Raw genomic sequence first — 26,508 nt, forward strand, 5'->3', positions numbered from 1 at the left:
ACTTATTCAGCCCCTTGGCAGGGCTCCTTCATGCGGTTCGCTTCGGACCCTAACCTTGTGGGTTCTTTGCATTGCGTCGCTTTGCGTTGTGGCTGGCTCTCTTTCAAAATGTGAAGCAGCAGAAGGTCCCGCAGCCGCCCACTGCGCCGTTTCCACTCAGCCGCTCCCCGATTGGACATCCAGCTTTCTGACCGGCAACGGGAATATGGGCGTCATCATGAGCGGCGATCCCTACGAGGAGAAACTCGTTGTCAACGGCAAACTTTACCTGCCATTGGGCTCGAAAGAAATCTTGCCAGATCTATCTGACTTCAAGAATGAATTCAAGAAAGCGGGGCTTGCTGCGGGCAAGGACGGGCCGGCGACTGTCCACAAGTTGATGTTGGAAAAGACCGATCACAAGTTGATCAATACCGATCCGTTTCACCCAGCGTTTCAGTTGCGGATCGCTTCCCAAGGTGATCCCGACACCGTCACGAACTATCGGATGACAGAGGATTTTGCGACAGGCGAACTTCGAGTCCGTTGGTCTGACGATCAGGGCAACTGGTCTCGTCGACTGTTCGTGTCTCGCCCCGATGATGTCGTCGTGATGGCCATCGACGGACCACAAGGCAAGGTCAATTGCGAGCTGACGATGCAAGTCGAGCACCCGCAGGTGAAATCGGAATTGAAGCTCGAGGAAGGTTGGCTCGGCACACACAACACTTACCTGCAAGGCAAGGGTGGCTACGACAATCTGATCCGGGTTGTCCCTCAAGGTGGCCGAATGTCGCAGCATGCTGATCGACTGGCGATTGACGGAGCCGATCGCGTGTTGTTGATCATGCAAGTCAAGCCGTGGAAAACGCCGCTACCAAAACAGCAAAGCGAGGCGTGGGCGTATTCGCCAAATCACCCTGATCTAAAGCTTCCGCATGCGACGAACCGTTTGCCAGGCATGAAAGAAACGCTCGCCGGATTGCAGCCTGATTACGAAAAGCTGTTCGTTCCTCACGCTCAAGCACATGGCTCGCTCTACAACCGAATCCAACTGGACTTGGGCGGCGATCGGGAGTTACGCAACCTGACGTCTGAGGAGCTTCTGGCACGTGCCGCGAAGCAGGGCATGATGTCCAATGCACTCGCCGAACGTCTCTACAACGCTTGCCGCTACCTGACGATTTGCTGCAGCGGCGACACACCGCCAAATTTGCAGGGCATTTGGACGGGAACGTGGAACCCAGCATGGAGCGGCGATTATACACTCGATTCGAATCTGCAGCTCGAAGTGCAATCGATGATGAGTTGTAACATGCCGGAGCTAATGGCGTCTTACTTCGATCTGGTTGACTCGTGGATCCCCGAGTGGCGGCTCAACGCAAAGAAGATTTATGGATTTCGTGGCGTCGTTTCCAATGCTCGCGCTTCGAACACTTGCCTGTTGCTGCATTGGGGCAGTCAGTGGCCGGGCGAGCAGGCGGCGATCGGCCTCGCTGGCTGGATGCTGCATTTCTACTATGACTATTATCTGTTTACGGGCGACCGCGATTTTCTCGCCCAGCGTTTCGTCCCACTGGCCAAGGAGATCGCGTTGTTTTACGAGGACTTCCTTTCGGGCACCGAAGATGAAAGTGGGAAGTACCAATTCTACATGGGCTATTCACCCGAGCACCGCTTGTACGCCAACACGACCTTTGACATCTCCATCGCTAAGAACGTACTCACCACGCTCCTCACTGCCTGTCAAGAGCTCGGCATTGAACAGCAAAGCCAACCGAAGTGGCAAGCGATGCTCGACAAGATGCCGCCCTATTTGACCAACGACGCGGGCGAGTTGCAGGAATGGTCATGGCCAGGCGTGGGTGAAGACTACAACCAAAGGCATCATTCGCAGTTCCTGCCCTTGTACCAGTTTTGTGAGTTTGACCGCGATTCAACGCCTGAACTTTGGAAGGCCAGCGAATTGGCGTTCGAGCAGAAAGTGACACACTGGCTAAACGGCCCGAAACCGAATAGCAATCACATCACCCATGGCATGATGAATCAGGGACAATGTGCTGCACGTCTTGGCCGCGGAGATATCGTCTACGACGTCCTGTCGAGGATGGTGACGCGAAACTACGTCTATCCTAGTTTCATGATCTCCTACTGGCCTGATTTGAAAGGTTTCGGATTTGATCCCATCGGCACGATTCCCGACGTGCTCAACAACTCGCTGGTGTTCGCCTGCAATGACATTGTGGACGTTCTTCCAGCACTTCCGGAACAGTGGCCCACTGGTTCCATCAGCGGCGTGCTTTTACGAGGTCAAATCCAAGTCCAACAACTCACTTGGGATATCCCACGCGGCAAGGTCAACCTCACTTTGTTGAGTGACAAGGACCAAACCGTCACGCTGCGATTTCCTGAGCGTCTCCGCTTGCTGGCGGATCCCACCAGCACCCCGCCGAATTGCCAAAAACTCACGTTGACGAAACAGAAACCGGTGCACATCGAAATCACGCTCAGCGAACAGGAGAATCCGTAATGAAACCTTGTAAACGAGCGCACGCACGGTCCGCTATTGCTGGAATCACGTTGCTGCTGATCGCGCCGCTGGCTTCGCTTCGTGCTGCCGAATCGGATGCGAGCCTTCGCATGGACCCTTGGCATTGCATTGGTCCGTTCAAGGACGCGGCGTTCGGCAGTCTGGTTACGAGTTCTCGTCACCTGTTCGACGCCGAAGCGGATGTGTTGTCATGCGGTCGCGACGCTGCCGACCTTTCGCGGCAGTACGCGTTGCCGTCGTTTCCTGGCTATGAAAAGTTGACTTCACTCGCGTGGCAGAAACATTCCGAATGGTCGGACGGTTGGCGTCATTTGCTGCCGCGTGGTCCCGCCCCCTCACGTCATGAAACCGTTTATCTGTACCGCACACTCACGGTTCCAGAGTCGACCAGCGTCACCATGCGTCTGTATGCCGAGGATGCCGTGACCGTCTGGCTGAATGGCAAAAAGGTCGGCGCTGCGATTCGCAATTACGGTCCCGAGCACCGCCCTTGTGCTGTCGTAGAACCGTTGAATCTGTTGCCGGGTAAAAACCGTCTGTTGGTCAAGATCACTTGCCTGTTTGGCTCGCATGGATTTGCTTTTGCTCTGGATGGTGTGACCGTCTCGAACCCGCTGCTTCCGACCGACTGGGACAAAGAACACATCCGACTGGATCCGAAACAGCCGCCACTGTTCAGCCCCGCCGACCGTCCACTGAACTTGACGCATGCCGATGAGCCATCCGATGACGCGGCATACGCCGCACGGCTGCGCAAGATCCGTTTCGAGGTGGAACAGCAGCCAATGTTCGATCCCGAACACTCCGTGATGGAACAGATGTGCAGTGAGTTGCCTCCGTCGGACGGAGCCGAGGCTTATCTTCGCTCGCTACGGGATCTTCGACCGCAGGTTACCGCAGCCCTGGTGCGGAATGCCTCGGACGCAGCCTTAGGCGATGCGAACGAGGCGGTCGAGAGCCACTGGATTGCCCAAAGCCGTGCTTGTGGCCCAATCCTCTTCATGCGACATCCACCTTACCGAATCAACGCCATCGCTCCGCACACGTCGGGTGGTGCAACGCCCTCTGCAATCTGTGTCTGGGATCCTGAGCATCCGCAGGACGCGCCGCGTGTGGTGTTTGAGGAAGAGGGGCTGAGTTTGTTCGACATGAACCTCTCTTACGATGCTCGCACCCTCTTTTTCTCGGCTCGACGCAGCGGCGTGGAGGGAGGATGGCATGTGTACGAGATTGGTGTGGACGGATCGAACCTTCGTCAGATCACTTCGGGACCGAGTTCGGACATCAGCCCGTTGCCGCTGCCCAATGGGCGAATCGTCTTCATCTCGGATCGGGCCAGCACTTTTGTCCAGTGCCAAGCCCATACCGCGCCCCTTCTTTATTCCTGTGCCAGAGACGGAAGCGACATTCGAAGGCTCTCCGGCAACATCGACAGCGATCACTCGCCCCAGATCATGGACGATGGACGCATCTTATTCACCCGTTGGGATTATGGCATCGAGAAGAACGTCGATGCGCGCCACGCGCTGTGGACCATGAACCCGGACGGCACCGAGATGAAGCTGTTTTTCGGTAACACCATCGAGGACCCTTGTGGGTTCTGGGAAGCGCGCCCGGTTCCGGGGCGACCCGAAATCGTGTGTGCCTTCGGGCCACATCATAACTACCACGCCGGTATGGCCGGATTGGTATGGAATGGGCGCGGTCCCGAAGCGCCGCGCGGCGAAGGTTTCCGGTTCATCACCACCGAGCGACCCTTTTTCGGCGATACCACGGTTCCCTACGGTTGGCAGGACCTGTTTCCGGTCCACGAGCGTCTTTTCTTGGCCAGTTACGGTGGCGACGGTGGACACAAGAATCGGCTGTACTTGCTGGATGACCGTGGCAACCGTAAGTGTCTTTATGAGGCAGAGGGCGAACTGGGCTGCTGGAATCCTATCCGTCTCGCTCCGACGGCGGTGCCACCGACCATCGCCCAAACCTGCACTCCGGTTCCCTGGCAATACCGCGATCCAGAAGAGATGAACCTCCACCCCGATTCCGATACGGGCACGCTACTGCTTTACGATGTCTATCAAGGAATTGCACCCGATGTCGCCAGAGGCGAGGCGAAATGGATCCAGGTGATGGAGCAGGTCCAAAAGTCTCGCCGTATGGCAGATGGCGAGGCTTGGGGACACACACCCATCATCTCTCGCGGCACGGTTCACGTTCGCCGCGAAGTGGGCCTCGTTCCGATCGAGGCCGACGGGTCGGCTCATTTCACGGTCCCCGCACTTCGAAGCCTTTCGCTCAACGTGCTGGACGAGGAGGGCATGGCGCTGATGCGGATGGGATCCGACATGCACGTCATGCCGGGCGAGATGCAAAGCTGTATCGGTTGCCATGAGAATCGAAGCGGGGGGGTGCCACCCTCTTCACGTGCACGTCAGCCGCTCGCGGCGATGTCCCCGCCGGTCACTCCGGTCATGGCCGACTGGGGCACCGACGGCATCATCGATTACCAAAAAGTCGTGCAACCGGTTTGGGATGCCTATTGCGTTTCTTGCCACAGCGGCCAGCAGCCCGAGGCGGGGATCGACCTGAGCGGCGACCGAACGCGATTTTTCTGCCAATCGTACGATCATCTCGTCGAGCGCGCGCTTGTGGATTGGTTCCAACCGTTCGCGAACGACTACGACGAGAACTCGCCCAAGACCGTCGGTGCGATCATCAGCCGACTCCGGCTCTACTTGCTAGACCCAGAACACTGCGGCAAGACCATTCCGCCTGAGATGCGCCGACGCGTGTGGGCGTGGATCGACGCGAACGTACCCTACTACGGAACCTACGACTACGCCGAGCTGCCAGACGCCAGCAGCAACCTGATCACACGTGGCCCCGGTGCGCGTTGTTCGTGGCAGACCGATGGCAATTGGGATGCCAAAAGCTGGCGGCGGTCTTCGGGGGGGCGACCACACTGGTTTTATGACGGCGTGAAGACGGTGTTCGACAAACGCTGCATGAGTTGCCACGTGCGTGAGGCTTACAACGGTGGAACCTGGGGCTTCGGTGGCGGCCCGATGGACAAGCCAATGCCAGTGACCAGCCGGCTGTGGGAAGACCGCGGGCTCTGCGCCCACATGGCGACAGCTCGGTATGGCACAAGTATCCTTTACGGCCCGGAGTTTCGGATCAACTTGACGCACCCCGAGAACAGCGCGATGCTGCTTGCACCCTTGGCAAAACAAGCCGGCGGTTGGGGGCTGTGTCAGCAATCTGATGGGAAGCCCGTCTTTGCTGACTCGAGCGATACCGACTACCAGACGATGTTGCGCGGCATGCGGGTGGCGCAGTCGCGACTTTACACTTGGCCGCGAGTGGACATGCCGCCCACCCATGTGGATGCTGTGCGAGGGACGCTTGTCACCGGCACCGACTTCGGCGAGCCGCAAGCGGAATCGCCGGCGCTTTCCGCCGGGCTATCGATCTTGCCGAACACTCCCAAGGGAGCCGTCAACCTTGCCCGAGCTTCTCGGGCCACCAGCGACGACGATGTTCCCGCTCAACAAGCGTCCGATACACCCGACAAAGCAATCGATGGAAACCCACAAACGTATTGGGACGACCGCGACGGCGCAGCTGAGTATGATCTGAGTGTCACCTTTACGGAGCCGACATCGTTGTCGGTTCTGAGCATGACAGGTTGGCGTCACGAAGATTTCTCGCCCTGCGATTTCACGCTGCTCGCTGACGGCAAACCGATCGGCAAAGTGAGGGATGCAGTCTATGCTGAAAACCAACTCATCCTCCGCTTTCCAACGATTCGCTGCAGTCGCTTCTCCCTGCGCATCACCGCATGCTACGGCGGTTCGCCAGCGATCCGTGAACTCGAACTCTACGAGTGATCGTCCGCGATGCGTCCCATGCGATCCTTTACAGGTCCGATGAGTTTCCTTTGGTGTTTGACTTCTTGAGTTCGTTGTACGGGTTGCTTGGGCTGTCGGGTTCGTGGTGCGAGGGCAGATGAGTTCTCAGCCGAACAAGGACATTCTCATATTCAGGGTTGGAAGCCAGATTCGTGTACTCCAGCGGGTCGTCGGTGTGATCATACAATTCCTCGGCACCCTCGGCTCTACCGCCGTACCACGTGTACCGGTAACGCCCGTCGGTGATGGAGTGGTTCTTGTATTGGTAGGTTGTGAGCGTCGGGTAGGTCCACTCCTTAGCCGGATCGGCCAGCAATGCTGCGAAACTACGGCCATCGTTTTTGTTGTTGGGCGGTAGACCACACAATTCTAGGAGTGTGGGATAGATGTCGATCAGGTTGACGACGCCGTTGCATTGGATGTCTTTGTGCACGGAGCCTGGAACTCGAACGAGGAAAGGAACTCTCGCAGATTCTTCCCATAGGTTCGTTTTTCCATACTGTAATTTTTCGCTGAGATGCCATCCGTGGTCTCCCCAGATCATGACGATCGTATTGTCCGCATAATCACTCTGATCAAGGGCATCCAATGTCACTCCGATGCAATGATCAGCGTAGCTAACATTCGCGAGATAGGCACGGTTGGCTTGTGCGTGCATCTTAGTGCCATCGGCCAACCGGAAGCGATCGCCGGGTCCGAAGATCGGCCTGCTGTTGTCTCGAACGATGTCATCGAGATCGTCGCGTCGAAACGGAGCCGGTACGACTTGATCCAGCGGATACAGATCGAAGAACTCCTGGGGCACGTACCAGGGAAGATGCGGTTTGGAGAGACCGAGCGCGAGGAAAAAAGGCTTGCCATCAAAATCGCGATCGAGTTGATCCGCCGCCCACTTGCAGGCCATGAAGTCTTTGGTTTCTTCGGTCGCAGCCTTGGTGGCGCCCCATGCAAATTTGGTCCCTCCGGCCTTGATGCCATCGATCTTGGGTTCTTCTTCCCATGAAAACCCTTTGTTGCCGCCGCCCGGATGAACGTGTTCATGAAACGCCCACTGACCTTCGTCCATCCCAGCAGGGTCACCATGCTTGTGAAATATCTTGCCGGCCGAAAGCGTGTGGTAGCCTCGGTTGCCAAAATACTCGGGCAATGTTTCAAGATCCTTTGCCTTGGACGCGTGCTTCAGATTCTGTCCATTCCCATAGACGCCGGTATGAGTAGCGTGCTTGCCGGTTAGCAGCGCCGAACGGGAAGGGCAGCAAACCGTGGATGGGCAATACGCTTGGGTGAAGACGATACCTCCCTCGCGGGCAAAACGATCCAGATTCGGTGTCTTCACCTGAGGATTCCCTCCCAAGCACCCGACCCAATCGTTCAAATCATCGATGGCCACGAACAACACATTGTACTTCGGAATCGATTCCTCACCTTTTATCCGTTGCCCCGTGGTGAGGATCATGACGATTTGCAAACAAAAAAGCAGTAGCAGAAAGCCGGTCGTTCGGTGCAATAGGGGCTTGGTATTCATTCGAGGTCAGCCTGATATTTCGTTGGATACGGTGGGAAGAGGTTCCGCTATCTTACCGTGAATTTGGGGATGTGTTTAAACGCCGTCTGTTCAAAGACCGGAGGCGAGCACGGTGGCCGCCCCTTCAGATTTCCGCACTTGCGGGTCGGCCTGGGCGAGGTTTTCGGCTCTGCAGCGAATTGCGGCGATACTCGGTGGGGGAGGTTTTCTCGACTTGAATGAAGGAAACCCGCATCCGCTCTTCGCTTGGGAAGCCCGCCAAAAGCGCCACGGTCTTGACACCCAACTCGGTCTCGCGAAGCAGACGCTTTGCCCGGCTGATCCGGCAGGCCCCGATTTCGTCCAACACGGTGTGCCCCAGTTCCTGACGGAAGTGGCGTTCAAGCGCGCGTCGGCTGGATGCCAATCGATCCGCAATTTTCTGGACCGAGAGCGAACGATGGCTATGTGTCCAAATCAGGTCCAAGGCGTCCCGGACCAGCGGGTCGCGAACGTCTTTGCTGCGAACGGTCCGATGCCCCCCTGGCAACTCGTCCCGCGCCGCAGCGTTTTCAACGACCGTTCCAATCAGCGACAGCGTCTGCATCGACAGCAGGATCGAGTTTTGGTTCGCATCTCGATGGATGCGTTGAAGCAGTCGGTCAAATGCCTTGGAAAGCATCTTGGGCGTTCTCGCGCGACGCACCGCGGCCTCCGGTCGCAAGACGTGAAGTTCGAGCAAGCGGTGAGTCAACTCGCCATGGAACGAAATCCAACGCTCCGTCCAGCCTGTCGATCGATCGGGACGATACCGATGCCAAACGCCGGGAAACAGGAACAGCAAACTGTCGGACGTGACGGCGACCTCTCCGGTCGGCTCTGACTCGAAGATGCCCTGGCCCTCGCTAATCAAGATGATCTGAAACTCGGGCAACACACGGCCGCGTGACCACTGAAAATCATACAGCCCCGGGTGACCCTCACAAGGATAGTCCTGACCGGCAGGGATCACACCGCGGCCCGCCCCGGTGACGTAAAGGCCCCAACGCATGACGTCATCGTTGACAGGCAGATAGTGATAGTAGCCATCGTAGTCGGCCATGGTCCGTGACTCCTTACGCGGCTTGATGGGATCGATCGCAAACGGCATTCTAAGCAGAGAATGCCGCAAAACAAGGGCTAATTAAATCCCTGCGCCTACGCCGTGTCGTTTAGAATCCGCATTGGTCGTCAAGCATTGATTCGGGAAACCCTTAGCGGATTGAGTGAGGGACAGATGACAACTCAAGAGCCCATCAAGAATTCCATACGCCCGCGCATCGGATTGTACTCGGTGGGGCACGCCCATTATTGGGATCAGTTCAAGGGGCTGCGGGATCGGCTGCTGGGCTACAACCGTTTTGTGGCTCAGCGGATGTCAGCCTGGGGTGAGGTTTGTAACGTCGGAATGATCGACGGCGAGAGCCATGCGCGGGGGGCAGCTGAGGATTTGCGTGCGGCAAATGTCGATCTGATCTTTTGTCATGCCGCAACCTACGCAATGAGCGCCTCGCATCTGCAGATCGCGAAACACTGCGGCCGGCCCGTGGTCGTGTTGAATCTGCAACCGGCAGCGTCCATGAACTACGAACAGACAACCACCGGTGAATGGTTGGCACATTGTGTTGGATGTTGTGTTCCGGAAATCTCGAATGCTTTCAATCGAAATGGTATCGATTTCCACCTGGTGTCGGGGCTCTTGGGACTAGAACAGACACCCGCCATTTCGTTGGCCTGTGAGGAAACAGCCGGTCATCCCGAAGCGATCGCAGCATGGAAAGAGATTCATCGCTGGATCAAGGCAGCGGGTGTGGCGCGTACGTTGCGTGAAGGTCGAATGGGTTTTCTCGGCCACACCTATCCGGGGATGTTGGACATGTACAGCGACTTCACGATGATCACGGCCCAGACCGGCATGCACGTCGAAATCTTGGAAATGTGCGATCTGGCGAAACTGGCCGAGTCGGTGACGGAGGCCGAGATACGCGAGAAACGAGATCAGGTGAAGGAGATGTTCCTGGTCAGTGAAGACTCACCGTCGGATCCTCTCGCGCGGAAGCCGCAGCCGGAACAATTGGACGTTGCATGTCGGGTCGCGGTCGCGCAAGAGAAGATGGTTCGCGAGTTCGACCTGGACGCCCTGACCTACTACTACCGCGGCCGCGACGGTAACCCGTACGAGCAACTCCAGGAAGCGTTCATTTTGGGGCACTCCCTACTGACCGCACAAGGAATCCCCTGCAGTGGCGAAGGTGACATGAAGACGGCCATCGCGATGAAGATTTGCGACATCTTAGGCGTTGGCGGTAGCTACAGCGAAATGGTCGCAGCGGACTATGACCGCGGCACCCTGATCCTCGGCCACGACGGACCGTTCCATATCGCCATCGCCGACGGCAAGCCGATCTTGCGTGGGATGGGACTGTACCACGGCAAATGGGGGACGGGCGTCAGCGTCGAAGCAACCGTCCGCAAAGGTCCGGTCACGCTATTAAACTTGACTCAAACCGGCGACGGCAAGTTGCGTTTGATTGCCAATCAAGGCGAGGCCATCGAAGCGCCCATCTTGAAAATCGGCAATACGATGACGCACGTCAAGTTCGCCCAAGGTCCGACGCAGACGATGAACCAGTGGTTTGCCATGGCTCCCACACACCATGCCGCCATGAGTGTGGGTCACAACATGGCAGACCTGAGCCGAGTTGCAACGATGATGGAGATCCCCTTCGACACCGTCGCCATTTCATCCGAGACGACTTGAGCAAACCATCCGAGATCGATCCATTCACAAAGTGATGAAACACCTTTTCCGGTTAAGCATCCGAGAGGAGCAAGACAAATGACGATGATGAGAGCCATGATCAGTATCCTGGTGCTGCAATCCGCGTTGTCCGTATTCGGTGCCGATGATCCTTTAGAGCGGCAGTTCCGAGAACTGCCCATGGAAGCACGGCGGCTGACCGGCCCCCTGTTCTGGATGCATGGCGACGACAACGAGACACCACAGCGACTCGAAGCGTACGTCGAAAAGGTCGCCGAGGGGGGCAACGGCTGCTTCACCGCGGAGTCACGTCCGCATAGCGATTGGCTGGGACCCCGCTGGTACAAGGACCTTGATGTCTGTTTACAGAAAGCCAAGCAGCTCGATCTAAAGATGTGGATCTTTGACGAGAAGTGGTGGCCTAGCCAATCGATCGGTGGCACGGTCCCACCCCGTTATGCGGCAAAAACCCTGGTGGCCGAGGCCGTGGACATCACAGGCCCCATGGTATTCGAGGCCGACGGATACAACGGCGAACGCTACATCGCGGCGGTGGCCGGGCGTCGGAATGCGAAACAGGAAATCGAAGGTGAAAGTCTGCTTGACTTGGCTCCCTTCATCACCGACGGCAAGCTCACTTGGAACGCGCCGGCCGGCAATTGGAAAATGATCAAGTTCACGCACCAACAGGCGCCTGGTCTTGGACAACGCGGCGGCAAGGAACTCAGTGTGGACGGGGCGAGCCGGGATTGCACCGACTGGTTCCTCCAAACGGTCTATCAGCCGCATTACGATCACTTCAAGGGCGACTTCGGCAAGGCCATTCCTGGGTTCTTCTATGACGAACCGGAGACGAAGGGGGATTGGGGAAGCGAGCTCAATGTGATCCTTCACGAATGGGGTGTTGATTGGAAGAAGGCTTACGTGGCCTACAAGTTCAAACTTGCCGGCGACGACGATCTTGCAGCCCGCTACCAATACATGGAGGCCATTGCCGAGGCTTGGGGCCGTGTCATGTATGGCGGCATGACCCAGTGGTGCCATGAACATGATGTCGTCTCGATCGGCCACTTCATGGAGCAAGGGTACCTCTATCTGCGCCCGGACTATTGTGCCGGCGATATGATGCGGTTGCAGAAATACAGCGACATGGGCGGAATCGATCTGGTGGTTCGGCAAATGTATCCTGGCCAGCGGCCACACGACATCTACCAAACGCCCAAACTCGGTAGCTCCATCTCACACGTCTACGGCAAGCAGGATGATGTTGCCATGTGCGAGATCTTCGGTGGATACAATCAAGTCCTGACCTATCCGCAGATGAAATGGCTGACGGACCAGCACCAAATCCGCGGCATCAACTTCATGATCCCGCATTCGTTTAATCCGAAAGCACCGAACGATCGCGACTACCCCCCCTACTTCTACAACGACGGACAGGAACCACGATGGCCACTCTATCGTGTCTATGCCGACTACACGAGCCGGCTGAGTCTAATGCTGACCGGCGGTAGGCACGTTTGCCCCGTTGCCATCTTGTTCAGCGGCAACGCGAAGCGTGTCGGCAACTATGTGACGCCCGAAGACATGACCACGGTCCTGCAAGACGCGCTCTACGATTGCGACTGGTTGCCATTTGAAGCGTTCGAGGCGGATGCCACCTTGGACGGCAAGCATGTCAACCTGCACCAGGAACGTTACCAGGTCCTGATCGTGCCGCCAACGGAAGTCATTCCCTACGCCACCTTGGCGAAGGCGAAGGCGTTCTTCGACCAGGGCGGCGTGGTCATCGGCTATGGTCAGCTGCCGACGAAATCGGGCAGCGTCGGCCAACCCTCATCAGAGATCATGAAACTCCGCCGCGCCATCTGGGGAAGCGATACGCAACCGGGTACGACGGCCTGTCGTACAAACGACGCCGGTGGTAGGTCCTATTTTCTGCCAGAAAAACCAGACGTGAACTCGATTTCCGCGGCTCTCCACCAAGATGCCGGCATCCCACCGGTCGTCGAGGTCCTCGAAGGCGAAACCAACAACTGGCTGCATGTTCTGCACCGCGTGAAGGAGGGGAAGGACGTCTTTTTGATCTGCAACCAGGACCACCAGAACGAGGCCAAGACGTTCCGCTTGAAGGTCACTGCCGACGGGTTCCCCGAAGTCTGGGATGCCATGCGTAATGACATCACCTCCGTGGCCTTCAAACGCACGGGAAAGACGGTTGAGTTTCCTCTGCGTCTTGAGCCGATGGAGAGCATCTTGCTTGTATTTCATCCAGACCGGCGAGTTCTGCCTGCGAGAATCGAGGGCGATCTACTTCGTTCAGGGACGCCCATTGTAGTGAAAAGCGATTCAGCCCCCGTGTCGAAAAAAGCGGAAGCGAAAGAGAATCTTAATTGGTTGGCGGCAAGCTCATGGGTTTGGTTTCCGGAAGCCAATCCGCCCGCCGCCACCCGGTATTTCCGCAAGGCACTGACCTTGCCTGAGAGTGGCAAAATACGAAGAGCCGTCTTCACCCTGACCGCGGACAATTTTTTCGCTCTGTATGTCAATGGACAGGAGGCCGGAAAGAGCCAGGGGGATATCGACAATTGGAGAAGTTGGAAGAAGATCGACGTCACCCCGTATCTCAAGCCGGGCGCCAATTTGGTGGCGATCTCTGCGGTCAACGGGGGCACGGACCCCAATCCGGCCGGGATCCTGGGCCGCTTGCTGGTTGAGTTCGAAAACGGTGAGGCCGTTTCCGTATTGGTCGACGAGAGTTGGAAGACGACGAAGGAGAAACAGTCGGGCTGGGAAACAACCGCACTGGATGATCGCGGCTGGTTGGCGGCAGCACCGGTTGCGAGTTATGGGGAAGGTCCCTGGGGTCGTTTTGCTGGAGCCAAGGCCAACCTCGTCGTGGCGACACCCTTTTCAGGCACCTGCGACGTACCGGGCGGGGTCGATCTGAGCACAGCACGTGTCTTTCTTGAAATGGATGAACTGAGGCAAGCAGAAGAGGCGGCGCGTGTGACGGTCAATGGCCAGTATGCGGGCGGCGTGATTGGCAGACCCTACCGGCTCGACGTCACCCGATATCTCCAACATGGCGAGAACAAGGTCCTCATCGAACCTTTCTCGCCCAACTCAGTTCACCTGGTTGTCCGGGGAAAGAAAGAAGCAAAGTGATCACGATGAGCAAGGCGGAAAACTGGAAGAAAACGGTCACTCCGTTCCCGGATCGAAGGGACGGAGCCCCAAGACTTTCGGCAATGACAAATCACCAGGGAAACCACACACGAAGAGACTTAATGAGGCCATTGCAATTTTTCATTTTGATCCTTTCACTCCTGGGGACGATGCTCCGTGGTTCTGCTGAGGAACCTGGCCGTTTGGAAAGGGATTTCAAGGATCCACCTGTGACGCTCAAGAGCATTCCTTTGTGGCATATGAACGGCGAACTCACCACAAAGGAGATCGTTTCTCAACTGGAGTCGTCTCGAAACGTCAGTGGATTCGGTGGCGTTGCAGTGTTGCCGGTTAGGCATACCAAACCGGAGTACTTGACGAACGATTATTTTGCTCGTTACGGAGACATTCTCGAAACCAGCAAGAGGCTTGGAATGAGTGTTGTCTTCTATGACGACATCGGCTTCCCTAGTGGTTCGGCGGGCGGTCGGATGAAGGAGCAATTCCCAAAGGATGTGTCCTATCGTCTGGAAAAGAAAGAGTGGGACGTCGAAGGACCATGCGATTGGACTCAGCCGATCCCTGAAGGCACTTTCATGGGCGGCGTGGCGCTGAATCTTGATTCTTGGCAGAGACTGGATCTCATCGATGCGGCGAGCGACGGGAGGATTTCTTGGCAAGTTCCCGCAGGGGAATGGAAGTTGATGATCTTCACCTGTGTCAACGCTGGCGATCGAGTGGATTACCTCAACCCCGACTCCGTCGACCGATTTCTCTCACTGACCTACGACCAGTATTACAAGCGTTTCCCGAACCACTTTGGTTCGACCATCACGATGAGTTTTTTTGATGATATCAGTATTCGTCGTTGGGGAGGAACCGAGTGGACGCCTCGATTTAACGAGCGGTTCGAAAAGCGGTATGGGTACAATCCCGTCACTTTGTATCCTGCGTTGTGGCATGACATTGGGCCGGATACCGCGTCGGCCCGTATCGCACTTCACGATTTCCGAGCGGACCTTTTAGCCGAAGGCTATCCGCGGCAAGTCAACGAGTGGTGTTCGGCGCATCGTATTCGTAGCACCGGTCACGCGGCGGGGCAGTACCATCCTCAACCTTCCTTTTTGACGGGCGATCAGATTAAGTTCTATCGCCACTGCGATATCCCAATGATCGATTCGATCCACTACTACGGACATGGTCGACCAGGATTCAAGCTGACCAGTTCCGCCTCGTACAGCTATGATCGCCCGCTGACAGCGGTTGAGATTTACGGAAACTACAAAGCTTTCGATAAGCAAACGCTCTATCGTTCTGGGATGGAACTGTTTGCACGCGGAGCCAATTTCTTTTTGCCGCACGGCATGTGGTACGATTCGGAAACGGTTCGAATTCCTCCGCTGATCTCGCACTTTTCCGACGAAATCGGCCCAGAGCTTGGCCCCTACAACGATTGGTCGGCACGCTCAAGTTTACTGCTGCGCGGGGGGCGTCATGTTTCCGACATCGGAGTGCTGTACCCCGTGGCGACCATGCAGGCGTACGCACAGTTTGGAAAAGAGGAGCAAAAGCATCCTGGGTTGCGGAAGCCTGAGACTACGGATTTCAACCGGCTGAGCGATCTGCTGACCGGCGATATTCGACGTGACTTTACGTTTCTTCATCCACACATTCTGGACGAGAAATGCCGAGTCGATGGTGCAACGCTGCATTTGGAGAACAAGATTAATTTTGAGCAGTACTCTGTCCTGATCATTCCTGCCGTGAACGTGATCCATTGGAGCAATCTTGAGAAAATCCGAAAGTTCTATGAAGCAGGCGGAGTGGTGATTGGCACCACTGAGTTACCAACGCAGTCGGCCGAGTCAGGTCACGATGATGATGTTCGAGAAACAATTGCAGCGATTTTCTCCACTGCGTCAGCGAATGAACACGGCTATGCCAAGAGAACGAACGAGGCGGGAGGAACTTCCTACTTTGTCCCTTCGCTCGACAAACACGGATCGGCCTTGGCAGCCGCCTTGCAAGATGCGATGCCGGTCGCGGATGTTCGCTTTGGCCAAGATGCGCCACAACTGGAGCATTTACCCCAGAGCGGCAGCCAGCCTCCCGCGAATAAGAAGCATACCGGCATGCTCTCCTACATTCACAAGATCAAGGACGACCACAATCTCTACTACTTCGCAAATTCGACGGATGGTCCTATCGAGTTGGATGTCGTTTTACGCGGGCAATTAAGCTTGCAATCTTGGAATCCCCACGACGGTCACATCACGGATGTCGATCATGCGACGGTGATTGACCATGGCGTAGCTTGCACGAAGGTGCGTTTGAAAATGAAACCGGTTCAATCCGTGTTCTTTGTCGAGAAGAGGTGACTCTCAGGGCAACTCACTGTTCGAAGTTGAGATTTGTGCCCCTGACAACTCCGACGGAGATCGCAGAGAGGTTTTCCGTTTGGCGTAAGGCACCACAAACGAAAGAAAAATCGATGACCAAATACCCATTGCCGCTCACCCAGCTGCTCCTTTTCCTTGTGACATCTTCCCCAGCCAATGGCGTGGATCTCGAGGACGAGTTCAAGAATCCGCCCGACGCGGCGCGGCCGGGGGTCTACTGGTATTTCATGGACGGAAATCTTGATCGCGAAGCGATGACCAAGGACCTCGAGTCAATGAAGGAAGCTGGAATCGGCAATTTGATCTTCCTCGAAGTCAACGTTGGCGTTCCGCGTGGGCCAGTCGATTTCATGAGCGAGCCGTGGCAAGACTTGTTTGTCCACGCCGTCCGTGAAGCCGAGCGTTTGGAAATCGACATCACGCTGGGCAGTGGTCCCGGTTGGAGTGGCAGCGGAGGTCCGTGGAATCGACCAGAAAACTCAATGCAACATCTTGTCTATAGCGAGACCGATGTCAGTGGCCCCAGCACGTTGGACCAGGTCTTGCCGATTCCCAAGCAGCGGACCGGTCCTTTTCATAAAACGCTCGATGACTGGTTCGAAGACGTTGTGGTTTTAGCGATCCCAAAGTCCGCGCCGGTCATTGATGACCTCGATCGCAAAGCGTTGTATTTGCGAAACCCCTTTTCGATTTGGCGAGGCGGCGAATCCCAAGCTTACGTGGATCCGCCGATCGCCAATGGCAAGGGATCAACGGATGCGATTCCGATCAACCGAGTCGTCAACCTGACGGACCAAATGGACAAGGACGGTCGGCTCAAATGGCAAGTTCTCAATGGCGATTGGACAATTTTGCGAATGGCTCGGCGGATCACCGGTTCAAGCTCGCGTCCAGCGCCCGAATCAGGGCTCGGGTTGGAGTGCGACAAGTTCGATGCCACCGCGCTCGACCATCACTACGCAAACTATTGCGGGAAATTGATTGAACGAATCAACCGGCAAGCACCCTCCATTCGGGAGTCGGAGCATGGGCTGACGACGCTTCACATCGATAGCTGGGAAATGGGATCACAGAATTGGACGGATCACTTTGCCAAGGAGTTTCAGAATGTTTGCGGTTACGACCCCACTCTCTACTTGCCCGCCTACGCAGGACGTGCCGTGGCCAGCGAAGCGATCGCCGAGCGTTTTCTATGGGACATGCGTCAAGTCTCGCAAGAACTGATTCTTCGCAACCATGCGGGACACCTGAAAAAGCTGGCACGCCGCGATGGGTTAACGCTTTCCATTGAACCTTACGATATGAACCCGGCAAGCGACCTGGATCTCGGCGCGGTTGCAGATGTTCCGATGTGCGAGTTTTGGGCACTCGGCTTCTACGATACGACGTACAGTTGCGTTGAAGCGACCTCGATTGCTCATGTCTTGGGAAAACCGATCGTCGCAGCAGAGGCCTTCACCGGCCGGACACAGTATCGCGAGCATCCTTGGTCGATGAAGTCGATGACCGACTGGGCGTTTTGCATGGGGATCAATCGACTGGTCTATCACACCTTTGCCCACAAACCACTTGGCGACGATTTTCGCCCCGGTATGACGATGGGGCCTTATGGAACGCACTGGGATCGTGGCCAGACCTTCTGGCCGATGGTGGGGGACTATCACCAGTACGTGTCGCGATGTTCCCATCTCCTTCGCCAAGGCACCGGCGTCGCGGACATTTTGTATCTGACGCCCGAGGGGGTTCCGCACATCTTCCGTCCACCCCATACAGCACTCGATGGGACCGACGTCTTGGCCGACGGACGCGGCTTTCGTTTTGACGGCTGCTCACCGAAGATGCTGATCGAACGAGCCGAAGTGCGCGGGAAACGAATCGCATTTCGTAATGACGAGGGGGGCTATGGAACGGAGTATCGCATCATGGTTTTGCCGCTGATCGAATCGATGACGCCGAAGTTGCTGGCCAAAATCGAATCGCTCATCGCCGATGGCGCGACGGTGATTGGCTTGCCACCGCGGCGCTCGCCGAGTCTGGTCGGCTTTCCCCACTGCGACGAAGAAGTCAAATCGCTGGCCACGAAGATTTGGGGTGGATTGGATGCACCGGAAACAACCACATCGATCGCCTATGGCAAGGGGACGCTGGTTTGGGGCGGCACGTCAACGACGCCGCTGCCAAGCTTGAATCAGGGCGAACGTACGGAGAAACCAACTCAATATCCCGACTATGCTTCCACGGCCACGATTCTGGACTCGTTCGGTTTGGCCGAAGATTTTGCATCGGATCATCCGGTGCGTTTTATCCATCGGCGTGATTCGCAGCGTGACATCTACTTCGTTGCCAATCAAACGAGCGAGACGATTCATCCGACGATGAAGTTTCGCACCCTCGCGAATGCCGGAAAGGCACCGATGCGGTGGGATCCGCTAACCGGCGAAACGCGACCGTTGGTGTTCACTTCCCATGAGGATCACACGACGATCGAGCTAACCTTTGCACCACGCCAAAGTTTCTTTATCGTCTTTGCGAAGACCGGGGCGGACTTACCCGTTGCATCCAAAACGAATCTGATCCGTAGCGAAACTCTCGATGAAGTTTCCGGTCCTTGGAACGTGGCGTTCAATCCCAAGTGGGGCGGTCCAGACGACGTCGTGTTTGATGCGCTTCAAGATTGGACGGAGCGTCCCGAACCCGGCATCCGATATTACTCGGGCATCGCAACGTATCGAAACTCGTTCAACTATGATCCTGCGAATCAGCCGTCTGAGAAAATCTATCTCGACTTGGGCACCGTCCATGACATCGCCCGGGTGCGACTCAACGGCGAAGACTTGGGCGTTGTTTGGTGTGCCCCTTGGCGAGTTGATCTGTCCTCGGCGGTTTCGCCGGGCAGCAACCGATTAGAAATCGAGGTGGCCAATCGCTGGCGAAACCGTTTGATCGGCGACAGATTACCCGAAAATGCAAAGATGCGGACGGTGCAGTGGGATTCGGGTCTTCTCGGAGGTGAACCGTACAAGACTGGCCGCTACACCTTCTCAACCTTGCTTGGCCAGTTGCGTGCAAAGGAACCTGAGCCCTCCGGACTTTTGGGGCCAGTCCGTTTGGTACAAGACCGGGAACTTGACGGTAGGTAAGTGCGATTTCACCAGGACGACAAAAGATCTTTCAAGTGGCCGGCCAAAAGAAAGTAATACAATCATCCTCAAGACGGGTAACACGACGCAATGTCAAGAGACGGCAACACGGATGGGCATACACTTCATGACAAGATCAGATCTACAAGAAAAGGAAACCAACGGATGCGAATCGTTCTTGCATCGATCTCTCTCGTAGCGTTTTGTTTGATTTGTTCCGCCGTAACGGCGGACGAGTGGGAGGCGGGGTTTCGAAGTCCGCCGCACAGCGCGGGGATCCGCGCCTTCTGGTGGTGGCTCAACAGCAATGTCACGAAGGAGGCCATTTCCCGTGACTTGGAGGAAATGAAAGCCAAGGGTTTCGGCGGAGCGTTGATTTTCGACGCCGACGGCAGCGATCAACGCGGGAATCGCAAAGTCCCCGCCGGTCCGGTGTTTGCATCTCCCGAATGGACGGAGCTGTTTGTGCACGCTTGCCAAGAGGCAAAGCGTTTGGATCTTGAACTGAGCCTGAATATCCAAAGCGGCTGGAATCTGGGTGGACCGAACGTGACGGCGGAAGAGGCGACACAAACGCTCGTTTGGTCAAAGACCGAGGTTGTGGGGCCGGTGGCTTTTGAAAAGACGCTATCAGCTCCCAAATCGCGAGTGTTCTACGAGGACGTGGCCGTGATTGCGATTCCCATTCCAGACATGCAAACAGGCACATCGACAGCCGCAAGTGCGCAAAGAGGGTGCGTGCTCCTGGCCAGCTCATCGCAGCAAAATAGGCCTGTGGAATTCGCGATGGATCGGGATCCCGCGACCTTTTGGGTATCGGACAAGGGGCCTGACCTTGACAACCCCCAATGGCTGCTGCTGACGTTGTCCGAGCCGACAGAAATCTCGGCGTTGCTGTTGCAGGGTCGCCCGGGATATGGGCCGCGCGAATGCACGATCGAAGTCTCCTTGGACAATCGAACGTTTCGCACGATCCAAGATGCCTCGCTGCAGGACGGCGAAGCACTCAATCTGAGCTTTGAACCGCAGCAGGCAAAGTTTGTCAGGCTTCTCTTCACAAGTTCGTACGATGTCAACCCCGTCCGAGGCAAACCCCGCAATGTCCAGGTTTCAGAGATCTCGCTCGCTGGGATTGGAATCCCATCCCCGCCAGCCTTTCGTCCGATAAAAGACCTGAACCTCAAGGATGCTACACGGGAACTCGGCGGCTCGGCGCCCGATTGCCGCTTCCTGCTAGAGACGGATCCCGCGCTGGATGGTGAAGTCGCGGTAAGAAGCAGCGAGATTCGCAACCTCTCCGCAAAGATGGACGACGAGGGAGTGCTTCGATGGGACGTTCCCAAGGGGCATTGGGTGATCTTGCGGATCGGACACACCGACACCGGCGCGCATGTTTCGACTCAGAGCAACGGATGGGCCGGCCGCGTGCTGGACTACATGAACCCGGATTCGCTTGACGCCTATTGGACTCGGAATCTTGAGCAGGTGTTTCGGGCGATCGGCCCTCTCGCTGGCACGACGCTGCGCTACGTCCACACTGACAGCTGGGAAGGCGGCGGAATGAACTGGACGCGGGGTTTTGATCAGACGTTTCAGCGCAATCGCGGCTATGACCCACTTCCCTGGCTGGCGGTTCTTGCGGGATACGTCGTCGATAGCCGTGAAGACTCGAACGCCTTCCTCGCCGATTTTCGCAAGACCATCGGTGACCGAGTCGCGGAGCATTACGCTCACTTGGCCGAACGGGCACGCGACCATGGGATGGCGACGCATCCCGAGTGTTCTGGCCCGCATGCAGGACCACTGGACGGAATGAAGAACTATGGCCGTAGCGAGCTGATGATGAGCGAGTTCTGGTCACCGTCACCGCATCGCCCCAAAGCGACCAATCGATTTTTCGTCAAGCAAGCCTCATCCGCCGCACACACCTATGGCAAACAACTCGTTGGCGCGGAAGGCTTCACCACGATCGGCCCACACTGGAACGACTCGCCATCGGCACACATGAAGCCGAGCTTTGATCACGAGTTTTGTGCGGGTTTGAATCTACTGTTCACCCACACCTTCACCTGCTCGCCAAAAGAGATGGGGATCCCCGGCCAGGAGTACTTCGCAGGTACCCATTTCAATCCTCAGGTGACTTGGTGGGACGATGCACCGACGGTGATTGACTATTTTAGGCGTTGTCAGTACTTGGCCCAGCAAGCTGACTTCGTAGCCGATGTGGTTTACTACTACGGTGATCACATCCCGAACATTGCGACGTTGAAAGAATCGGATCCGGCCGGCGCGCTGCCCGGCTATGATTATGATGTCATCAGCGAGGAATCCTTGTTGTCGAGCTTGACGGTCGAGAAGGGACGGCTCAAGCTTCCATCGGGCATGGAGTATCGCGTACTGGTTCTGCCCGACCATCGCGTTTTGTCGCTGGGCGCAATCACCAAGGTGGACGAGTTGGTTCGCGGCGGGGCCACGGTCCTTGGGCCCAAGCCGGTGCGTGCCGTAAGCCTTGAAGGGGGCGCGGATGGCAAGCAGCGCTACGAGAAGCTCGCGGACGGACTCTGGGGGACGACGGACCCAATCGACGACTCGAAAGGCAGTCGCAGGGTTGGCACCGGGCGCGTGGTCTGGGGGATGCCGGCTCGCGATTTGCTAACAGCGGATGGCATCGCTGAAGACGTCGATTTTCTAGATGAAAGTTCTGCGTCCGCAATCCATTGGATCCATTACCAAATCGGCGATGCAGATGTTTATTTTCTGTCCGAAGCAAATGGCGAGGCTGTCCGCGCGGATGTGCTGTTCCGTTGCGATGGCCGAGTTCCCGAACTCTGGGACGCGGTCGATGGATCGGTACAAGACGCCCGTACCTTCAAGTTCGTCGATGGGCGCACCCACGTGCCTTTGCAGTTCGATGCCTACGGCAGCATCTTCGTCGTCTTCCGAAAGGCATCCTCGGGTGACCGAAGTTTGGGTCCGAACTTCCCGATCTACAGGACGACGCAATCGATTTCGGGTCCGTGGGACGTCACGTTCGATGCAAAATGGGGTGGTCCAAAGAAGCCCGTCCGCTTCGAGAAGCTGATGAGTTGGACCGAGCATCGCGACCCAGGGATCAAGTTCTACTCTGGCAAGGCGGTGTACCGGACGACTTTCCATATGCAGAGCAATTCGACGGGCGCACCGTTCGCCATCGAGCTCGGTCAGATCAAGGATATCGGCATCGCCAGGGTGAAGCTGAACGGAACCGATCTCGGCGTGGTTTGGCGACCACCCTTCCGGCTGGACATATCCAAGGCCGCGAAGTCCGGCAATAATGAATTGGAAATCGAGGTGGTCAACTCGTGGCGCAACCGCTTGATTGGCGATCAAGCATTGCCCGAGGACCAACGCCTGACGAAGACCAATGTCAGCGTCACACCACAGTGGCAGTTGGAGCCCTCGGGGCTTCTGGGTCCCGTTCATCTTCAAACCATCGAAACACCATAAATCCGGTCGAACGATTTCAATCGGCATCGTTCAAAAGGATCACAAAGAAGTCGTCTCAACAGGAATATAGACATGACCCGAAAATACTCATCCAGATTGACCGCCGCGTGGATTCTTGTTCTTGCCGCGGCCTTCACACATGCAGCGGATGACCCGATCGGCAAGCCCAATGTCATTTTCTTGATGGACGACCAGCACCGTTGGGACACATTGGGAAGAGTGAACTCGATCGTCAAGACGCCCAACCTAGACGCCCTCGCCCAATCGGGCGTTTTTTACGATCAAGCCGTCTGCCAAGCGCCCATGTGTATCCCTAGTCGCAACTCGATGATGCTGGGGTTGTATCCCAACCAAACAGGCGTTCTTCGCAACGGGCGCGGTATACCGGACGGGCAACTGCCCTCGCAGCCCCTACCCGAATTGTTCCGAGATGCCGGATATCAGACCGCCGGTTTCGGCAAGACACATTGGGGAGTGACCTGTTCCACTCGTGGTTTCGAAACCCGCTACATCGGCGAGTGTCTGGAAAAAGACGCTGTCATGATGATCGATGACGCTCCGGACGCAAAAAAGCGATACGATTCCGAAAGCCACACGATGGGCGCAGGCGAGGAGAACAATCTTGGGTACCTCGGGTTCACCAGCCAGCTGCCGGAGCTGGAACATCGTGATGGCTGGGTAACGGGCAAATGTTTGGACTTCATCGACAGCAAACTCGACCCTGAGCGTCCTTTGTTTCTCTACCTGTCTTTCCTCAAGCCACACGCGGGTCACAACGTCCCCGCCGGATATGAGAAGCAATACCGCTTAGATCAAGTCGAATACGCCAAACAGCCGCCATGGACGGAAGACCGCTCTCCCCATGCCGCCGGTGTCAACCGACGCGATCTGTACGTTGACTATTGGGGGAAAGCGACCGATGAGCAGTGGCGGTTGATGACCATGCGTTACCGAGCCAACTGCACGTGGATCGACGATATGTTCGGAAGGGTGTTGAGGGAGCTGGAGCGAAAAGGTGTCCTTGACAACGCCCTGATTGTCTACTGCTCCGATCATGGCGAAATGCTCGGCGAACGCTTCTATCGGTTCAACAAGTACTGCCTCTATGAGTCCAGCGTTCGCGTACCACTGATCCTGTCGGGCTCCGCGATTCCCGAGGAACTGCAAGGCAAGACCGACCATCGTCCGGCCGAGCTGGTCGACCTCTACCCCACTGTACTTGGCGCTGCGGGCATCACGATTCCGCAGCAGGCGGTTGGGATGAACCTGTTGGGCAAGGAGAGAAGGCCTGCGTCATTCTCCTCGTTGCACGAGCGCGGCAACGAGGCCGCTTTCATGTGGCGAACCGCTGACTACAAACTCATCCTTCGAATGAAACGCAGGGCAGACGACAATGCGTGCATGTATACGGCTGCCGATATCATCGGCGGCGAGTTCTACAACTTGGCCGAAGACCCTCAGGAGTGGTACGATCTGTATCCAGACCTTGCGGCGTCGCGGAACCCTCGCGAAACCATGACAAGGGAATTGCTGAAGTTTCTCAAGTCTCAACGCACAATCACTCGTCCTTAAGGAAGCATCGAATGGAAAACGATTCCCTGTCCAGACGCCCGTTTTTGCACCGTTGTTTGTTGTACGGGACGGCACTGACGCTGAGCCTGGGGATGTCGCTTCCGTGTAGGGGAAAACCGACATCCAAACCGAACATTGTCTTTGTGCTGACGGACCAGTGGCGAGCTCAGGCCACTGGCTATGCCGGTGACCCCAATGTGAAGACGCCGAATTTGGATGCCTTGGCCGCCGAGAGCATCCATTTTGAAAACACGGTTTCTGTCTGCCCCGTCTGCACCCCGTACCGCGCCTCGCTGATGACCGGTCGCTATCCGCTCAGCACGGGAATGTTCTTGAACGATCTCTACTTGCCAGCCGAGGAGTTGTGCATGGCCGAGATTCTCAACAAAGTCGGTTACGAAACGGGCTACATTGGCAAATGGCACCTCGACGGACATGGCCGTGACGTCTTCATTCCCCGCGAGCGACGCCAGGGCTTTGACTATTGGAAAGTTCTCGAGTGCACGCACCAATACAACGACTCCTGCTACTACGCAGGCGATGACCCGACCCTCCGAAAGTGGAATGGCTATGACGCCTATGCCCAAACGAAGGACGCCCAGGACTACATCCGAAGCCATGCCCAAGCCGACGATCCCTTTCTCTTGATGGTGGCCTATGGTGGCCCCCACTTTCCTCATCACTCCGCGCCGCAGGAACTCAAACAATGGTATCCGGTTGATGGGATCAAGTTACGTCCAAACGTACCGGAACAGGGGCAGGACAGGGCCGCGAAAGAGGCGCAGGGTTACTACGCCCATTGCTCCGCGCTTGACCGTTGCGTCGGAGAACTGCTCAAGACCCTGTCCGAGACCGGTGAAGCCGAGAACACGATCTTCGTCTTTACATCCGACCATGGTGAAATGCTTGGCTCGCAGGGGCAACCCTCCTATGAGAAGCAGCGTCCGTGGGATGAGTCGATACGCGTTCCGCTGCTGGTCCGTTATCCGTTGCTTGCTGGCCACGACGGAAAGTCGGTAAAAACGCCGGTTAACACTCCTGATCTTTTGCCGACGTTGCTGTCGCTCGCTGGTGTCGCGATTCCGGATACGATTGAAGGAGAGGATCTATCACGGTTGATCCAGGACAACAAGACCGATGAAGATCGGGCCGCCCTGGTCATGTCGGTGTCTCCCTTCGCCGGATACTCAGGCGGCAAGGAATTTAGAGCGATACGCACCGCACGATACACCTATGTCTGCGATCAGGACGGCCCCTGGCTGATGTACGACAACCAAATGGATCCGTACCAGATGAACAACCTGATTGGCGATGCTGACCATGTCCGTTTGCAGGCAGAACTGAACGACAAACTGCAATCGAAACTCAAGCAAACAGGCGATCTATTTTTCCCCAAGCATCACTACCTGATGGAGTGGGGATATTCGGTGGATGATCGAGGCTGCATACCGTACTTTTACCAACACTCCAGGCAAGCCAAGAAGCCGGAAGACTTCAAGGTGCAGAGCCCCGCGAACAAACCCAAATGAGTTTGATCAAGAACTCCGCACGGTCAAGCGTTTCGGTCTGCTCCGTGAATCGTCGAAAGACTTGGCGACTTCCGCTACCACCCCAACGCTAACCCGGGCTATTCATGGATTCTTGAAAATGCATCATAAGCACATTCACTCGTCTGGTTTACGGCAATGAGTCGAGAAGCAGTCTGCGCACGTTGGTGTACCGGATTTAGCCGGCATTTCTCAACCGCTGCCGCCTCAAAAGAGCGTCTAACTTAGGAAATGGGTTCAACCAAGGATAACGACCACGGAGTGGTCGAAGAGGGTAGCCGGAGGTGAAAGCGAAGCGAACACCCCCGGACCCCTGTTCCTCGATCGAACCGTCGACCACGTCGTGGTCGCAGATTCCGGCGTGGTTCTGCGATCCCTTCAGGATCGGCAAATCACCTATGTCGAGTTATCCATGGGCATCGCTGCGCTCAGCCCATGGCTACCCTCTTTGACC

11 protein-coding genes are annotated in these 26,508 nt (G+C 56.5%); 9 read left to right on the forward strand and 2 right to left on the reverse strand.

Annotation, left to right across the window (positions count from 1 at the left end; genetic code table 11):
- The first annotated feature begins 55 nt into the window (after positions 1 to 55).
- Positions 56 to 2,509 carry a glycosyl hydrolase family 95 catalytic domain-containing protein gene (locus Poly41_RS13355; RefSeq protein WP_197231307.1) on the forward strand — a complete coding sequence of 818 codons (2,454 nt, stop codon included), beginning with the start codon at positions 56 to 58 and terminating at the stop codon, positions 2,507 to 2,509.
- Positions 2,509 to 6,417, forward strand: a complete 3,909-nt coding sequence (locus Poly41_RS13360) for an HzsA-related protein (RefSeq protein ID WP_146526681.1) — start codon at positions 2,509 to 2,511, stop codon at positions 6,415 to 6,417. Before Poly41_RS13355 ends, Poly41_RS13360 begins: the two co-directional genes overlap by 1 nt.
- A gap of 28 nt (positions 6,418 to 6,445) precedes the next feature.
- On the opposite strand, the gene Poly41_RS13365 is transcribed toward Poly41_RS13360, so the two are convergent.
- A complete protein-coding gene (locus Poly41_RS13365; protein WP_197231308.1) occupies positions 6,446 to 7,963 on the reverse strand; it encodes a sulfatase in 1,518 nt (505 codons plus the stop codon).
- Positions 7,964 to 8,087: 124 nt separating this feature from the next.
- Positions 8,088 to 9,044 (reverse strand): AraC family transcriptional regulator, encoded by a 957-nt coding sequence (locus tag Poly41_RS13370; RefSeq protein WP_146526682.1) that lies wholly within the window; start codon positions 9,042 to 9,044, stop codon positions 8,088 to 8,090.
- A gap of 174 nt (positions 9,045 to 9,218) precedes the next feature.
- On the opposite strand from Poly41_RS13370, the gene Poly41_RS13375 reads away from it, so the two are divergent.
- The 7 genes from Poly41_RS13375 to Poly41_RS13405 all read left to right on the forward strand — a co-directional run bounded on the left by Poly41_RS13375 (position 9,219) and on the right by Poly41_RS13405 (position 26,036).
- A complete protein-coding gene (locus tag Poly41_RS13375; RefSeq protein ID WP_146526683.1) occupies positions 9,219 to 10,742 on the forward strand; it encodes an L-fucose/L-arabinose isomerase family protein in 1,524 nt (507 codons plus the stop codon).
- Positions 10,743 to 10,820: 78 nt separating this feature from the next.
- Positions 10,821 to 13,910 carry a glycosyl hydrolase gene (locus tag Poly41_RS13380; RefSeq protein WP_146526684.1) on the forward strand — a complete coding sequence of 1,030 codons (3,090 nt, stop codon included), beginning with the start codon at positions 10,821 to 10,823 and terminating at the stop codon, positions 13,908 to 13,910.
- Positions 13,911 to 14,032: 122 nt separating this feature from the next.
- On the forward strand, positions 14,033 to 16,288 hold the full coding sequence (locus Poly41_RS13385) for a glycosyl hydrolase (RefSeq protein WP_197231309.1): 2,256 nt from the start codon (positions 14,033 to 14,035) through the stop codon (positions 16,286 to 16,288).
- 113 nt (positions 16,289 to 16,401) lie between these two features.
- Positions 16,402 to 19,449 (forward strand): glycosyl hydrolase, encoded by a 3,048-nt coding sequence (locus tag Poly41_RS13390; protein ID WP_146526686.1) that lies wholly within the window; start codon positions 16,402 to 16,404, stop codon positions 19,447 to 19,449.
- A 165-nt stretch (positions 19,450 to 19,614) separates the two neighbouring features.
- The gene (locus Poly41_RS13395) at positions 19,615 to 22,935 is read left to right on the forward strand and encodes a glycosyl hydrolase (RefSeq protein WP_231615641.1); all 3,321 of its coding nucleotides are present in this window, start codon (positions 19,615 to 19,617) and stop codon (positions 22,933 to 22,935) included.
- A gap of 72 nt (positions 22,936 to 23,007) precedes the next feature.
- Positions 23,008 to 24,507 carry a sulfatase family protein gene (locus tag Poly41_RS13400; protein ID WP_146526688.1) on the forward strand — a complete coding sequence of 500 codons (1,500 nt, stop codon included), beginning with the start codon at positions 23,008 to 23,010 and terminating at the stop codon, positions 24,505 to 24,507.
- Positions 24,508 to 24,518: 11 nt separating this feature from the next.
- Positions 24,519 to 26,036: a sulfatase family protein gene (locus Poly41_RS13405; RefSeq protein WP_146526689.1), complete on the forward strand. Its 1,518-nt coding sequence runs from the start codon at positions 24,519 to 24,521 to the stop codon at positions 26,034 to 26,036.
- The last annotated feature ends 472 nt before the right edge of the window (positions 26,037 to 26,508 follow it).

The organism is Novipirellula artificiosorum (genome assembly GCF_007860135.1).
GTDB lineage: Bacteria > Planctomycetota > Planctomycetia > Pirellulales > Pirellulaceae > Novipirellula_A > Novipirellula_A artificiosorum.

Coding starts and splice junctions, on each gene's coding strand:
- Poly41_RS13360 (WP_146526681.1), top strand. CDS start 2,509: ATGAAACCTTGTAAACGAGCGCACGCACGGTCCGCTATTGCTGGAATC.
- Poly41_RS13365 (WP_197231308.1), bottom strand. CDS start 7,963: ATGAATACCAAGCCCCTATTGCACCGAACGACCGGCTTTCTGCTACTG.
- Poly41_RS13370 (WP_146526682.1), bottom strand. CDS start 9,044: ATGGCCGACTACGATGGCTACTATCACTATCTGCCTGTCAACGATGAC.
- Poly41_RS13375 (WP_146526683.1), top strand. CDS start 9,219: ATGACAACTCAAGAGCCCATCAAGAATTCCATACGCCCGCGCATCGGA.
- Poly41_RS13380 (WP_146526684.1), top strand. CDS start 10,821: ATGACGATGATGAGAGCCATGATCAGTATCCTGGTGCTGCAATCCGCG.
- Poly41_RS13385 (WP_197231309.1), top strand. CDS start 14,033: ATGAGGCCATTGCAATTTTTCATTTTGATCCTTTCACTCCTGGGGACG.
- Poly41_RS13390 (WP_146526686.1), top strand. CDS start 16,402: ATGACCAAATACCCATTGCCGCTCACCCAGCTGCTCCTTTTCCTTGTG.
- Poly41_RS13395 (WP_231615641.1), top strand. CDS start 19,615: ATGCGAATCGTTCTTGCATCGATCTCTCTCGTAGCGTTTTGTTTGATT.
- Poly41_RS13400 (WP_146526688.1), top strand. CDS start 23,008: ATGACCCGAAAATACTCATCCAGATTGACCGCCGCGTGGATTCTTGTT.
- Poly41_RS13405 (WP_146526689.1), top strand. CDS start 24,519: ATGGAAAACGATTCCCTGTCCAGACGCCCGTTTTTGCACCGTTGTTTG.